This window comes from Micromonospora sp. DT63 (assembly GCF_049841615.1).
In the GTDB taxonomy this organism is placed as follows: domain Bacteria; phylum Actinomycetota; class Actinomycetes; order Mycobacteriales; family Micromonosporaceae; genus Micromonospora.
Window position 1 is genome coordinate 675,594 of record NZ_JBNCKQ010000004.1, and the last position, 13,212, is coordinate 688,805.

Here is a 13,212-nt window from a genome sequence, read left to right on the forward strand (position 1 = left end):
TCAAGCCGGAACGCCGATTGCGCCGGCGGGGCGAGGGTCAGTCCGGTGGCGGCCCGGCGTGCGTACGGATCCACGCGTGCATGGCGATGCCGCTGGCCACGCCGGCGTTGATGGACCGGGTCGAGCCGTACTGGGCGATGGAGTAGAGCGCGGCGCAGGCGGCCCGCGCCGGCTCGGACAGACCGGGTCCCTCCTGGCCGAAGAGCAGCACGCAGTCCCGCGGCAGGGTGCCGGTCTCCAGCGGGCGGGAGCCGGGCAGGTTGTCGATGCCGAGCACGGGCAGCCGCCGCCCCGCCGCCCAGTCGACGAACTCCTCGATCGTCTCGTGGTGCCGCACGTGCTGGTACCGGTCGGTCACCATCGCGCCCCGCCGGTTCCACCGCCGCCGTCCGACGATGTGCACCTCGGCGGCATTGAAGGCGTTGGCGTTGCGCACGACCGTGCCGATGTTGAAATCGTGCTGCCAGTTCTCGACGGCGACGTGGAAGCCGTGCCGGCGCCGGTCCAGGTCGGCGACGATCGCGTCGAGCCGCCAGTAGCGGTAGCGGTCGACCACGTTGCGCCGGTCCCCCTCGGCCAGCAACGCCGGGTCGTAGCGCGGGTCCTCGGGCGGGTCCCCCGGCCAGGGGCCCACGCCCACCTCAAGCTGGTCGTCGGTCACGGTCATCAGAGGGTACGGGCCACCTCGGCGTCCGCCGCGACGGCCCGCCGACCTCAGCCGAGGCCGAGCGCGTCACCCAGCCGGTCCAGGAAGCGTCGGTCGGCGGGGCTGGCCGGACGTCCGCCGGGGCCGGGCACCGCCCGGCAGACGCGGGCCGCGACCGACTGCACCCACTGGCGGTACGCGGCCGAGTCGGCGGGATCAGCGCGCCGGTGCAGGACCCGCACGGCCGCCCGGCACGCGACCAGGAGGTCCACCAGGTCGGTGAGCCGCTCGGCGGGCGCCGGGGCGCCGTCGTGGCGGGCGTAGATCGCGGCGACCACGGCACGGACCAGATCACTGTCGAACCCGCGGCCGGCAGCCACCGCGTCCAGACCCGCGAGGCCCGCCATCACCCCCCGCTCCGGGCGGCCGGCGCCGGGCGCTGTGGCGGCCACGAGCACCCGGGCGGGCAGGCTGGTGAGCAGGTCCCACTCGGCGGCGGAGTAGACGGCGGTGGTCAAGGGTGCGGCGCGGCGGCCGGCAGAGGGCGGCTCTCCGGCGACGGAGTGGCTCATCGGAACCTCCGGCGCCAGCATAAGCCCCGAAACGGGCGGTGGGCCCCCTCCCCGGCAGAACCTGCGGTGGGGATGGAGGCCCGTGCCAGGGCGGCGACGACTGCTGCTCAGCGCCGCCCGGAGGGTCAGCGCGGGCTCGGGAAGCTGGGCCGCTCCGGGTCCACTCCCTCGGCTACGGCGTCGGCCGCGTACTCCCGCTTGGGGACCATGACCTTGCGGCGGAAGACGCAGACCATGGTGCCGTCCTGGTTGTAGCCCCGGGTCTCCACGGACACGACGCCCCGGTCGGGCTTGGAGCCCGACTCGCGCTTGTCCAGCACCGTCGTCTCGCCGTAGATGGTGTCGCCGTGGAAGGTGGGCGCCACGTGCCGCAGCGACTCGACCTCCAGGTTGGCGATGGCCTTGCCGCTGACGTCCGGCACCGACATGCCGAGCAGCAGCGAGTAGATGTAGTTGCCGACCACCACGTTGCGCTTGAACTGGCTGGCGGTCGCGGCGTAGTGCGCGTCCATGTGCAGCGGGTGGTGGTTCATGGTGAGCAGGCAGAAGAGGTGGTCGTCGTACTCGGTGACGGTCTTGCCCGGCCAGTGCCGGTAGACCGCGCCGACCTCGAACTCCTCGTAGTAGCGGCCGAACTGCATCCTGGTCCCCTTCGACGGGCGGCGATGGAGTTCGGCACAGCATGCCTTACCGGTGGTTAAGGCGACGGCCGGGGCGCGACCCCGGCGGAAATGTCACACCGGTCACTCACCCGAGGGGAGACGCAATGAGCGGCGGGGCCCTCCCCGGCACCCGCCGCCCACGCTCTGATGCGAGGAATTCTGCCCTACGGCGGCGTAGGTACGACAGAGATCGAGGTCACATTTATCTTTTTGTAACACTACTCTCCGTGACGGAGAGCGGGTTGATCAGCGATCTCCGCAGGCCGGATACCTCCTCGTCAGGGCTCAAGTTACCGATTCGTAGCGCTCGATCGGGTGGATCTCCTTGGAATCGCTCCCATCACCCCAGGTCACGCAAGTGCGTCATGCACTTGCGTTCCGCAGGACGGGATGAACTGACATAGTTCGATGGCCGACGAGGACCCCGGGCAGCCCTGCGCACGTTTCGTGCTGGACGGCCCGGGAATTCGATACGGTCAGCCCTGGTTCTACGGGACGCAGACAAACCGCGGTGATCGGAGAGTGCAATGGCAACCGTTGAGCTGACCTCGGCGAACTTCGACGAGGTGACCGGCAACGACGGCATCGTCCTGGTCGACTTCTGGGCCGACTGGTGTGGCCCGTGCAAGCGGTTCGCCCCGGTCTACGAGCGCTCCTCGGAGAAGCACCAGAACATCGTCTTCGGCAAGGTCGACACCGAGGCCCAGCAGGAGCTGGGGGCGAAGTTCGACATCCGGTCGATCCCGACGATCATGGCGATCCGTGACGGCGTCATCGTCTTCGCCCAGCCGGGCGCGCTTCCCGAGTCCGCGCTGGAGAACCTGATCGAGCAGGTCGAGGCGCTGGACATGGACGACGTCCGCAAGCAGCTGGCCGAGCACAACCACTGAGCCGTCCCCGCGACGGCGCGCGAGGGCCGGGCCCGATTCGGGTCCGGCCCTTCGTCGTACCCGGGCACACCCTCATGATCACCGACCTGGGCAGGCGGAACTGACCGTCGGAGGGACCCGACACGGCCGGTACATCCCGTATCGTCACGACCCGATGGAGACCCTCACCACCCGCGGGCGCGCGACCCGGCTGGGCGCGACCGCTCTCGGCCTCGTCCTGCTGCTGCTCGGCACCTTCTGGGGCAGCGACGACGACTTTCCGTTCGGCCCGTTCCGGATGTACGCCACCTCCAACCCGCCGAACGCCCCCGCCCCGGACACCCGGGTCGAGGGCGTGAACAGCACCGGGGCCGTGGTCGACCTCGACCAGGGCGCCACGGGCATCCGCCGCGCCGAGATCGAGGGCCAGCAGGACCGGTACGCCGCCGACCCGACGCTGCTCGCCGAGGTGGCCGACGCGTACGCCGAACGCCACCCGGCCGCCCCGGCGCTGGTCGAGGTCCGCATCGTCATCCGCTGGCACGGCATCCGCGCCGGCCGGCCCACCGGGCAGCACACCGACGAGACGGTGGTCCGCTGGCAGGTCGCCCGATGAGCGGCTGGCTGACCGAGGCGGTGCCGCGCGGCCGGATCGCCGCCTTCCGCACCCTGATCTACCTGTTCGTCGCCGCCGACCTGGTGGTCTTCACCCCGTGGGTACGCACCAGGGCCAGCGTGCCCGGCGAGCTGTACCAACCACTGCTGATCGGCCGGCTGCTCCCCCTGCCGACACCGACGCCGACGCTGGTGGCCGTGATCTTCTGGGCGCTGCTGCTGCTCGCCCTGCTCGCCGCGACCGGCCGGGCGCCCCGGCTGCTCGGCTGGTCGGTCTGCGCGCTCTACCTCGAGTGGATGATCATCGCGATGAGCTACGGAAAGGTCGACCACGACCGGTTCGGGCTCCTCGTCGCACTGGCCGTGCTGCCCACCGCCGGCCGGGCCCGCCACGGCGACACCACCCGCACCGAGGCCGGCGGCTGGGCGCTGCGGGTCACCCAGATAGCGGTGATCTGCACGTACTTCCTGGCGGCCTGGGCGAAGCTGCGCTTCGGCGGCCTGGACTGGCTGACCGGCTCGGTGCTGGCACGGGCCATCATCCGGCGCGGCACCGACCTGGCGGACCTCGTCGCCCAGGTGCCGTACCTGCTGATCGTCGCCCAGTTCGGCATCGTGGCGTTCGAACTGTTCAGCCCCGTGGTGTTCCTGCTGCCGGCCCGTTGGCGCCTGGCCATGGTCGGCTTCTTCTACTCGTTCCACGTGGTGACCATCGCGACCATCACGATCTCGTTTGCGCCGCACCTCGCCGCGATGACGAGCTTCCTGCCGCTGGAGCGGGTCCGCCCGCTGGTCTGGGCCAGCCGGCTCGTCGGCCGCGGAACTCGCGGGTCGGCGACGGACAGCCCGGCGCGCGTCGAGACCGAGCCGACGCCTCCCGACCCAGCTCCGGTGGGAGCCGGTGCGGAGCCGGCACCGCCCGGGGGTCAGGCCCCGGCGCTCGGGCGGCCGGCCGGCCCGTAGAGCCGCTCCCGGGCCTCCTGGGGCAGCGAGCACGCGGCCGTGCCACCCGGGAGCCGGTGCCGGTTGCGCGCCACCCAGCGGTACGCGGGCCAGGCGACGGCGCGGGCCGGCGGAAACCGCAGCCCCGCTCCGGCGACCCGCCAGAGCGGACCGCTCGCGGCGAGCAGCTTCGCGATGGCGTCCGGCCCGGCGGCGCGGGAGCCGTCCGCGCCGACCCACTGCACGGCCTCCTCGCACTGGGCGACCGTGAGGCCGAGCGCGTCCAGATCGGCGAACTGCCAGGGCACCACCCGGGCGGCGGTGGGGATGCGGCGCTCGATGAACTCCGCGCAAGTCGTGCAGAACGCGCAGTCCCCGTCGTAGACGAAGGTCGACCTCTCCATGGTGTCCATCCTCCCCCGCGCGACCGCCGGGTGGGCTCCGGTGTCCGGCGGGTCACTTGCGCGCACCTCGTACACGTGTTCGAATAGTGGCCATGCGCTGGGACAACCTCACCGCTCCCCCGGCTGAGGGAGACCCCGAGCGGGCAGCGCCAGCGACGCCACCCCTGCCGCTGGCGCTGCCCGGCGCCGTCGTGCGCACCTTCGACACCCCCGAGTTCGCCGGGATGACCTTTCACGAGGTGCAGGCGAAGTCCATTCTCAACCGGGTGCCCGGCCAGTCCCGCGTGCCCTTCGAGTGGACCATCAACCCGTACCGTGGCTGCTCCCATGCGTGTGTGTACTGCCTGGGAGCGGACACCCCGATCCTGATGGCGGACGGTCGCACGAAACCGATCAGTGAGCTGGAACCAGGGGACCGGATCTACGGGACGGAACGGCGCGGCGCCTACCGCCGCTACGTCGTCACCACCGTGCTGGACAAGTGGTCCACCGTGAAGCCCGCGTACCGCGTCACCTTGACGGACGGCACCACGCTCATCGCTAGCGGTGACCACAGGTTTCTCTCGGACCGTGGCTGGAAGTACGTCACCGGCGCCATGCAGGGTGTCGGCCAACGCCCCTACCTGACCACCAACAATCGCCTGATCGGCACGGGCCGTTTCGCAACCGGACCCAAGGAATCGCCCGACTACCGCCGAGGCTACCTCTGCGGGATGATCCGCGGTGACGCGCATCTCGGCACCTTCTCGTACTCCTACGGCGTCGTGCACCGGTTCCGGCTGGCGCTGATCGACGACGAGGCGTTGAGCCGGAGCGAGCGCTACCTTGCCCAGGAGGGCATCCAGACACGGCGTTTCTCGTTCATGCCCGCCAGCGCCACCCGCAAGGCTCTTTCTGCAATCCGCACCTCCAAACAGCGCGACATCGAGAGCATTACCAAGCTGATCGAGTGGCCGGTCAACCCCAGCGACGAGTGGCGGCTTGGCTTCCTGGCCGGCATCTTCGACGCCGAGGGCAGCTGTGGTAGGGGCATCCTGCGCATCTGCAACAGCGACGATGCGATCCTCGACCAGACAACTGAGGCACTGCGCCGGTTCGGGTTCAGCTGCGTGCTCGAAGACCCCGGTAAACCCAACCGCGTGCGGCAGATCAGATTGACCGGTGGCCTTCCCGCCCGGCTTCGGTTCTTCCACCTGACCGACCCGGCCATCACCAGGAAGCGCTCGATCGAGGGCACCGCACTGAAGTGCCAGGCCAACCTCAGGATTGCGGGCGTTCAAGCGCTCGGGCTGGAGTTGCCGCTCTGGGACATCACCACCGGCACTGGCGACTTCATCGCCGACGGCGTGGTGAGCCACAACTGCTTCGCAAGAAACACTCACACGTACCTCGACCTCGATGCCGGGGCGGACTTCGACCGGCAGGTGATCGTCAAGGTCAACGCCGGTGAGCTGGTACGGCGTGAGCTGGCCGCGCCGAAGTGGCGGGGCGCGCACGTGGCGATGGGCACCAACGTGGACTGCTACCAGCGGGCCGAGGGGCGTTACCGGCTGATGCCGCAGATCATCGCGGCGCTGCGCGACTTCGCCAACCCGTTCTCGATCCTGACCAAGGGCACGCTGATCCTGCGGGACCTGCCGCTGCTGCGCCAGGCCGCCGAGGTGACCCGGGTCGGCATCTCCTACTCGGTGGGCTTCGTCGACGAGCAGCTCTGGCGTGGCGTCGAGCCGGGCACGCCGCATCCGAGCCGCCGCCTGGACGCCGTCCGCCGGCTCACCGACGCCGGCTTCGAGGTCGGGGTGCTGATGGCGCCGATCCTGCCCGGGCTCAGCGACGGCGACGAGTCGATCGACGCCACCGTGTCGGCGATCGCGGCGGCCGGTGCGACAAGCGTGACCCCACTGGCGCTGCACCTGCGCCCAGGCGCCCGGGAGTGGTACGCGCAGTGGCTCGCTCGGGAGCATCCGCACCTCGCGCCCCGCTACCGCGAGCTCTACCGGGCCGGCGCGTACGCCCCGCAGGCGTACCAGCGGGAGCTGACCGCCCGGGTGCGGATCGCGGCCCGCCGCCACGGGCTGCACCGGGGCGAGCTGGGTGACAACCGTCGGCTGCCCGAGCCACCCCCACCGCCGGCAGCCGAGCAGCTGACCCTGCTCTAGCCAGCAGGCGGCGTTACAGTCGGCGGGTGCGTACCGCTCAGCAGATCCTCGCCGACTCCGCAGTCATCGCCGTCGTGGGCGCGTCACGCGACCCGCGCAAGGCCGCGCACGGCGTGCCGTTGCAGATGCAGCAGTACGGCTGGCGGATCATCCCGGTCAACCCGACAGTCGACGAGCTCTTCGGCGAGCGGGCGTACCCGACGCTGGCCGACATTCCGCACCCGGTGGATCTGGTGGACGTGTTCCGGCCGGCGGCCGACGCCGTGCAGGTGGTCCGGGACGCGGCGGCGATCGGCGCTCCGGCCGTCTGGCTGCAACTGGGCATCGTCTCGGCCGAGGCGCGACGGATCGCCGAGGAGGCCGGGATGGACTACGTCGAGGACCGCTGCCTCATCGTCGAGCGCGCCGCCGCCGGCCTGACCCGCCTCCCCTGACCCCTCTCCCCCACCCAGGGTCGATCATGGAGCTGGCCGTCGAGCCGGACCAGGGGCAGCTCAGAGCTTGTACTCCTTGAGCAGGCCGCGGGAGATGATTGTCTTCTGGATCTCGGAGGTGCCCTCGCCGATGAGCAGGAACGGGGCCTCGCGCATCAGCCGCTCGATCTCGTACTCCTTGGAGTAGCCGTAGCCGCCGTGGATGCGGAACGCCTCCTGGACGACCTCCGCGCAGTACTCCGAGGCGAGCAGCTTGGCCATCCCGGCCTCGACGTCGTTGCGCTGGCCGGCGTCCTTGAGGCGGGCGGCGTTGACCATGAGGGCGTGCGCGGCCTCGATCTTCGTGCCCATCTCGGCGAGCTTGAACGCGATCGCCTGGTGCCTGGCGAGCGGCTGACCGAAGGTCTTGCGCTGCTGGGCGTACGCGACTGCCAACTCGAAGGCGCGGATGGAGATGCCGCAGGCGCGGGCGGCCACGTTGACGCGGCCCACCTCGATGCCGTCCATCATCTGGTAGAAGCCGCGGCCAACCTTGTCGGCGCCGCCGAGGATGGCCGAGTCGGGCACGGTCACCCCGTCGAGCACCATCTCGGTGGTCTCGACGCCCTTGTAACCCATCTTTTCGATCTTGCCGGGAATGGTGAGGCCGGGGGCGGTCTCGCCGAAGCCCGGCTCCTTCTCCAGCAGGAAGGTGCTCATGTTGCCGTACACCGACTCGGCGCCGGTGTCGGTCTTGACCAGGGTGGCCACCACCGAGGAGTACGCGCCGTTGGTCAGCCACATCTTCTGCCCGTTGAGCACGTAGCTGTCACCGTCGCGAACGGCCCGGGACTTGATCGCCGAGACGTCGGAGCCGGTCTCCGGCTCGGACATCGAGAACGCGCCGCGCACCTCGCCGGTGGCCATCTTCGGCAGGAGGCGGGCCTTCTGCTCGGCCGAGCCGTGCTGGGAGATCAGGTACGCCACGATGAAGTGGGTGTTGACGATGCCGGAGATCGACATCCAGCCCCGGGACAGCTGCTCCACCACGAGGGCGTAGGTGAGCAGCGACTCGCCGAGCCCGCCGTACTCCTCGTCGATGGTGAGGCCGAACAGCCCCATTTCGCGCATCCCGTCGAGGATGTCGGTGGGGTACTCGTCGGCGTGCTCCAGCCGCTGGGCGTGCGGAATGATCTCCTTGTCGGCGAACTCCCGGACGGTCTCCAGGATCGATCGCTGCACATCGGTCAGGCCGGGCGTCTGGGCGAGTCGGGCCATCTCAGCCTCCGGGGATCAGCGCACTACTCATGGGTAACTGAACGCTCGGTCAGTATCGGCCTCCCGGCCGGCAAGGCCAAGGTGACCAGTCCACACAACCGCTGTGAAAAGGTTCACCGCTGCGGGTACCGTCCGGCAAGAAGGACTTTTCCGGCACCGGCAGGAGGAGGACAGCTGTGAGCTACCCGCCACCGTCGGGCCCCCCGGGGGACGAGCCGCCGCCGTCACCCTACGAGCCACCCCGGGACCAGTCGCCGTACGCGCCACCGCCGGCCGGCCAGTCGCCGTACCCGCCGCCGCCGGACCAGTCGTCGTTCGGGCCGCCGGAACGCTCACCGTACGGGCCCCCCGCCGACGAGCCGTCGCCGTACGAGCAGCAGAAGCCGCACCAGCCGGCGCACTGGGGGCAGCAGCCGCCGTACCCGCCGCAGGGCCCCTACGGCCAGTACGGCCCACCGCCGTCCGGCCCGGGTCGGGGCACCAACGTGCTGGCGATCCTGTCGCTGGTGTTCGCCTTCGTGTTCCCGCCGGCGGGCGCCGTCCTCGGCCACGTGGCCAAGCGACAGATCCGTACCAGCGGCGAGGACGGCGACCAGCTCGCCACCTGGGGGCTGATCCTCGGCTACGCCTTCACCGCGCTGACCCTGCTGGCCTGCTGCGGCTGGCTGGCGCTGGTCATCTTCAGCAACACCGGCGACAGCAGCGGCTACTGACCCGCCGGGCCGGTCAGCGGAAACGCGCCTCCCGGACACTGTTGCCGCCGTCCACCACAAGCATCTGGCCGGTGATGTACGAGGCGGCCGGCGAGCAGAGGAAGCTGATCGCGGCGGCCACCTCGTCCGGGGTGCCCGGTCGACCGACAGGCGTGCCCAGGCCCTGCTTGATCTCGGCCATCGTGGACGCCGCCGTGTAGATCGTGCCCGGCGCGACCGCGTTCACCGTCACCCCGTCGGCGATCATCTCCATGGCCAGGGCACGGGTCAGCCCGACGACGCCGGCCTTCGCGGCGGCGTACGCGGCCTCGGTGGGCAGGGCGTTGACCGGCCCGGCGGTGGCCGCCAGGTTGACGATCCGCCCCCAGCCCCGCTCGGCCATCCCGCCGATGAACGCGCGACTGCACAAGAACGCGGTGGACAGGTTGCGGTCGATCTCGCCGCGCCACTCGTCGTAGGTCAGCTGCGCGACGGGACGCAGCACCCCCTGACTGGCCCGGCTCGCCAGACCGGCGTTGTTGACCAGCACCTCGACGTCACCCAGCTGCTCGGCCACCGCGTCCGCCAGCGCGCCGACCTCGGACTCGTCGGTCAGGTCCGCGACGAACCCGGTCGCCCCCAGCTCACCGGCCCGCTCGTGGATGCGCCGGGTGGTGCTGACGATGGCCACCCGCGCCCCCAGGTCGGCGAGCCGCCGGGCGGTGGCGTAACCGATGCCGTCCGGGCTGCCGGCCCCGGTCACCAGGGCCACCCGGCCGTCGAGCCGCATGGTCACCGGATCGGCGAGTGCGACCGGTTCGTCCGGGCCGGGAGCGCCGGCCGGCGTGGCCGCCCGACCGCGGCGGCCCGTACCCGGGCGGCTCACGTCCCGTCGCGGTCGGCTGCCGGAACGGTCCGCGGCGCGCGCGTCTATTGCCATGCCAGGGATCCTGCCCGTTACGACCGGCCCGAGCAACGCGGCACCCGGGAGCGGGGGCATCGGGTTTAGGCACCCCTGGCTACTCTGTCGGCGCACCCGAGCCGACGGAGAGTTCGCATGACCAATCCCCCACCCCCCGGCGGTTGGACCGACCCCACCTGGTCGGCTCAACCGTCGAGCGCACCCCCGGACCCGACCCTGGTGGCCGGCCAGCCCGTACCGACCCAACCCGGCCTCACGAACCCGTACGCGCCCGTCGACCCGTACGCGGGTGGACAGCTGCCGCCGGGGGCGTACCCGCCACCCGGCTATCCGCCGCACCCCGGTTACGGCTACCCGCCACCGCCGAAGACCAACGGGCTGGCCATCGCGGCGCTCGTACTGGCCCTGGCCGGCCTGACCACCTGCGGCGTCACCGGGCCGATCGGGGCGATCCTCGGCCACGTGGCGCAGAAGCAGATCCGGGTCAGCGGCGAGGGCGGCGAGGGAATGGCGAAGGCCGGCATCATCGTCGGCTGGATCATCACCGCGCTGATGGTGCTGGGGATCGCGTTCTACGTCGTCGCGATCGTCCTCGCGGTCACGACCGGCAACGACAGCGGCAGCAGCTACTGAGCCGGCCGGCGGGTCGCGTACCGCCGACTGCTGGGCCGGGTCGGCAGCCGGCGGCGACCGACCCGGCCCGAGGCGTCACTGGGCCGGCGGGGTGAACGACGAGGTACGGCTCATTCCGGCGGCGCGGCCCTTGGCGGCGATCACGAGAGCCATCTTGCGGGACGCTTCGTCGATCATCTCGTCGCCGAGCATCACCGCGCCGAGCTTGCCGCCGGCCTCCGAGGTGTAGTGCTCGTACGCGTCGAGGATCAGCTCGGCGTGGTCGTAGTCGGCCTGGGCCGGCTGGTACACCTCGTTGGCGGCGTCGATCTGGCCCGGGTGCAGCACCCACTTGCCGTCGAAGCCCAGCGCCGCCGAGCGCTTGGCCACCTCGCGGAACCCGTCGACGTCGCGGATCTGCAGGAACGGGCCGTCGATCGCCTGCTTGTCGTGCATCCGCGCGGCCATCAGGATCCGCATGAGGATGTAGTGGTACGGGTCGCCCGGGTAGTCCGGGATCAGGCCGCCGACCACCAGCGACCTCATGTTGATCGACGCCATGAAGTCGGCCGGGCCGAAGATGATGGTCTCCACGCGCGGCGAGGCGGCAGCGATGGCGTCCACGTTGACCAGACCCGCCGCGTTCTCGATCTGCGCCTCGATGCCGATCCGACCGACCTCGAGGCCGATCGTCTTCTCGATCTGGGTGAGCGTCAGGTCCAGCCACTGCACCTGCGCGGCGTTCTGCACCTTCGGCAGCATGATGCAGTCCAGGTTCGCGCCGGCGCCCTCGACCACCTCGATGACATCCCGGTAGGTCCACGGGGTCGTCAGGTCGTTGACCCGGACCACCCGGGTCTTGCCGGCCCAGTCACCGTCGTTGAGGGCGGCCACGATGTTCTTGCGCGCATCCGGCTTGGCCAGCGGGGCCACGGCGTCCTCCAGATCGAGGAAGACCTGGTCGGCGGGGAGACCCTGCGCCTTGCCGAGCATCTTGACGCTGGAACCCGGCACGGCCAGGCAGGACCGGCGGGGACGACCGACTGCGGCCATGAATGTGCTCCTTCCAGCGACCGGCGGACACGCCGACGCCACGTGACTCCGAAGAAAACTTAACGATCCCAAAGGGCGTGGTGACGTCACGGTAACCTCGCGCCATGACCGGGGTGAATGGACCTGTGGAAGATCTCACTGGGCGTCGACTGGTGGTGGTGACCGGGGCCAGCTCCGGCATCGGGTTGGCCGCCGCGGTGAGCTTCGCGTGCCGCGGCGACCAGGTGGTGCTGGTCGGGCGGGATCCCGCCCGCCTACAGGCCGCGGCGGAACGGGTCCGGGAGACCTCGGGCGCGCGGCCCGAGTTGTTCCGGGCCGACTTCGCGGTGCTCGACGACGTACGCGGGCTCGCCGAGCGGCTGCGCGACGCGTACGACCGGATCGATGTGCTGGCCAACAACGCCGGGGCCATCGCGCTCCAGCCGCTCACCACTGTCGACGGCTTCGAGCTGTCGATCCAGGCCAACCACCTGGCCCCCTTCCTGCTGACCAACCTGCTCGCCGACCGGGTGGGCCGGATAGTGGTGACCGCCTCGGGCGCGCACCGCTTCGGCGGGCTCGACCCGGCCGATCTCAACAAGCCGCTGCGCCGTTACCGGCCGATGGGCGCGTACGGCACCAGCAAGCAGGCCAACATCCTGTTCGCCGCCGAGGCGGCCCGCCGCTGGCCGCACATCCCCACGCACAGCTTCCACCCCGGCGTGGTGCGTACCCGGTTTGCCAACGACAGTGCGATTGTCGCGTTCGGCATGCGGTTCCTGCCGTTCCGCAGCCCCTCCAAGGGCGCCGAGACGCTGCTCTGGCTGGCCAACCGGGATCCGGCCCGGCTCGTCAACGGCGGGTACTACTACAACCGCCGGCCCCGCCGGCCGTACCGCAAGGCAGCCGACCCGCGGCTCGCGGCCCGGCTCTGGGAAGCCAGCGCCACGGCCGTCGGCATCGATGGGTAGCGTGGCCGTCATGCTGACCCTTGTCGCGGTCGTCGAGTATCCGGCCGGAGCCGAGGCCGTTGGGCAGCGCTACGAGGACACCGTGCTGGCGCTGCTCGGCCGGCACGGCGGCCGGCTGGAGCGACGGCTGCGCGGCACCGACGGGCGAGACGAGGTCCACGTGATCACCTTCGACGACCGGGCCGGGTACGAGTCGTTCCTCGTCGACCCGGAGCGGGCGGCGCTGCGCACCGCTCTCGGCGAGACCGCCCCGAACACCCGGGTCATCGAGGTCCACGAGGTCTGACCGCCGCCCGAGCATGGGCAAAGTGCCGGGCACGGACGCGGCACCCGGCGCTTCTTCGCAATCTTGGACAGTTTCCGTCAGCTGGGCGGGCTCAACCGATGGTTGCAACACCCTTTCGTGATCGTCGTTGGGGTGGT

16 protein-coding genes are annotated in these 13,212 nt (G+C 70.9%); 9 read left to right on the forward strand and 7 right to left on the reverse strand.

All coding sequences use genetic code 11. The annotated features are described in order from the left end of the window. Window positions 1–37: 37 nt before the first annotated feature. The 3 genes from ACLQ27_RS18945 to ACLQ27_RS18955 form a co-directional block, all read right to left on the reverse strand. A complete protein-coding gene (locus ACLQ27_RS18945) occupies window positions 38–661 on the reverse strand; it encodes a TrmH family RNA methyltransferase (protein WP_234584374.1) in 624 nt (207 codons plus the stop codon). A gap of 53 nt (window positions 662–714) precedes the next feature. After that, window positions 715–1,239, reverse strand: a complete 525-nt coding sequence (locus ACLQ27_RS18950) for a hypothetical protein (protein WP_357573384.1) — start codon at window positions 1,237–1,239, stop codon at window positions 715–717. 104 nt (window positions 1,240–1,343) lie between these two features. Next, the gene (locus tag ACLQ27_RS18955; RefSeq protein ID WP_234584354.1) at window positions 1,344–1,859 is read right to left on the reverse strand and encodes a MaoC family dehydratase; all 516 of its coding nucleotides are present in this window, start codon (window positions 1,857–1,859) and stop codon (window positions 1,344–1,346) included. Between the two features lie 548 nt (window positions 1,860–2,407). Here ACLQ27_RS18955 and trxA point away from each other — a divergent pair. From trxA to ACLQ27_RS18970, 3 genes are all read left to right on the forward strand, one after another. Continuing rightward, the gene (trxA, locus tag ACLQ27_RS18960; protein ID WP_030329190.1) at window positions 2,408–2,770 is read left to right on the forward strand and encodes a thioredoxin; all 363 of its coding nucleotides are present in this window, start codon (window positions 2,408–2,410) and stop codon (window positions 2,768–2,770) included. Window positions 2,771–2,924: 154 nt separating this feature from the next. Further along, the gene (locus tag ACLQ27_RS18965) at window positions 2,925–3,365 is read left to right on the forward strand and encodes a hypothetical protein (protein WP_234584353.1); all 441 of its coding nucleotides are present in this window, start codon (window positions 2,925–2,927) and stop codon (window positions 3,363–3,365) included. After that, window positions 3,362–4,327, forward strand: a complete 966-nt coding sequence (locus ACLQ27_RS18970; protein ID WP_425867851.1) for an MFS transporter permease — start codon at window positions 3,362–3,364, stop codon at window positions 4,325–4,327. Before ACLQ27_RS18965 ends, ACLQ27_RS18970 begins: the two co-directional genes overlap by 4 nt. Here the strand turns inward: ACLQ27_RS18970 and ACLQ27_RS18975 are convergent. Next, complete coding sequence (locus tag ACLQ27_RS18975) at window positions 4,291–4,710, reverse strand: thiol-disulfide oxidoreductase DCC family protein (protein WP_357490695.1); 420 nt, start codon at window positions 4,708–4,710, stop codon at window positions 4,291–4,293. The genes ACLQ27_RS18970 and ACLQ27_RS18975 overlap by 37 nt on opposite strands. A gap of 92 nt (window positions 4,711–4,802) precedes the next feature. Here ACLQ27_RS18975 and ACLQ27_RS18980 point away from each other — a divergent pair, with 92 nt between their 5' ends. Continuing rightward, window positions 4,803–6,869 carry an intein-containing Rv2578c family radical SAM protein gene (locus ACLQ27_RS18980; protein ID WP_357490697.1) on the forward strand — a complete coding sequence of 689 codons (2,067 nt, stop codon included), beginning with the start codon at window positions 4,803–4,805 and terminating at the stop codon, window positions 6,867–6,869. Window positions 6,870–6,895: 26 nt separating this feature from the next. Beyond that, window positions 6,896–7,303 (forward strand): CoA-binding protein, encoded by a 408-nt coding sequence (locus ACLQ27_RS18985; protein WP_357490699.1) that lies wholly within the window; start codon window positions 6,896–6,898, stop codon window positions 7,301–7,303. Window positions 7,304–7,363: 60 nt separating this feature from the next. Here ACLQ27_RS18985 and ACLQ27_RS18990 read toward each other — a convergent pair whose 3' ends face one another. Beyond that, entirely contained in the window at window positions 7,364–8,560 is a 1,197-nt protein-coding gene (locus tag ACLQ27_RS18990) for an acyl-CoA dehydrogenase family protein (protein WP_354855922.1), read from the reverse strand. 176 nt (window positions 8,561–8,736) lie between these two features. Here ACLQ27_RS18990 and ACLQ27_RS18995 point away from each other — a divergent pair, with 176 nt between their 5' ends. Next, entirely contained in the window at window positions 8,737–9,273 is a 537-nt protein-coding gene (locus ACLQ27_RS18995; RefSeq protein WP_425867854.1) for a DUF4190 domain-containing protein, read from the forward strand. 13 nt (window positions 9,274–9,286) lie between these two features. Here the strand turns inward: ACLQ27_RS18995 and ACLQ27_RS19000 are convergent, their stop codons facing one another. Next, entirely contained in the window at window positions 9,287–10,192 is a 906-nt protein-coding gene (locus tag ACLQ27_RS19000) for an SDR family NAD(P)-dependent oxidoreductase (protein ID WP_234584346.1), read from the reverse strand. Between the two features lie 117 nt (window positions 10,193–10,309). On the opposite strand from ACLQ27_RS19000, the gene ACLQ27_RS19005 reads away from it, so the two are divergent. After that, on the forward strand, window positions 10,310–10,807 hold the full coding sequence (locus ACLQ27_RS19005; RefSeq protein WP_357490702.1) for a DUF4190 domain-containing protein: 498 nt from the start codon (window positions 10,310–10,312) through the stop codon (window positions 10,805–10,807). Between the two features lie 75 nt (window positions 10,808–10,882). On the opposite strand, the gene ACLQ27_RS19010 is transcribed toward ACLQ27_RS19005, so the two are convergent. Further along, window positions 10,883–11,839 carry an HpcH/HpaI aldolase/citrate lyase family protein gene (locus tag ACLQ27_RS19010; protein ID WP_234584344.1) on the reverse strand — a complete coding sequence of 319 codons (957 nt, stop codon included), beginning with the start codon at window positions 11,837–11,839 and terminating at the stop codon, window positions 10,883–10,885. A gap of 125 nt (window positions 11,840–11,964) precedes the next feature. Here ACLQ27_RS19010 and ACLQ27_RS19015 point away from each other — a divergent pair, with 125 nt between their 5' ends. Both ACLQ27_RS19015 and ACLQ27_RS19020 read left to right on the forward strand, forming a co-directional pair. Further along, window positions 11,965–12,789 carry an SDR family NAD(P)-dependent oxidoreductase gene (locus ACLQ27_RS19015; RefSeq protein WP_425867857.1) on the forward strand — a complete coding sequence of 275 codons (825 nt, stop codon included), beginning with the start codon at window positions 11,965–11,967 and terminating at the stop codon, window positions 12,787–12,789. Between the two features lie 10 nt (window positions 12,790–12,799). Continuing rightward, a complete protein-coding gene (locus tag ACLQ27_RS19020; protein ID WP_425867859.1) occupies window positions 12,800–13,075 on the forward strand; it encodes a hypothetical protein in 276 nt (91 codons plus the stop codon). Window positions 13,076–13,212: the final 137 nt, after the last annotated feature.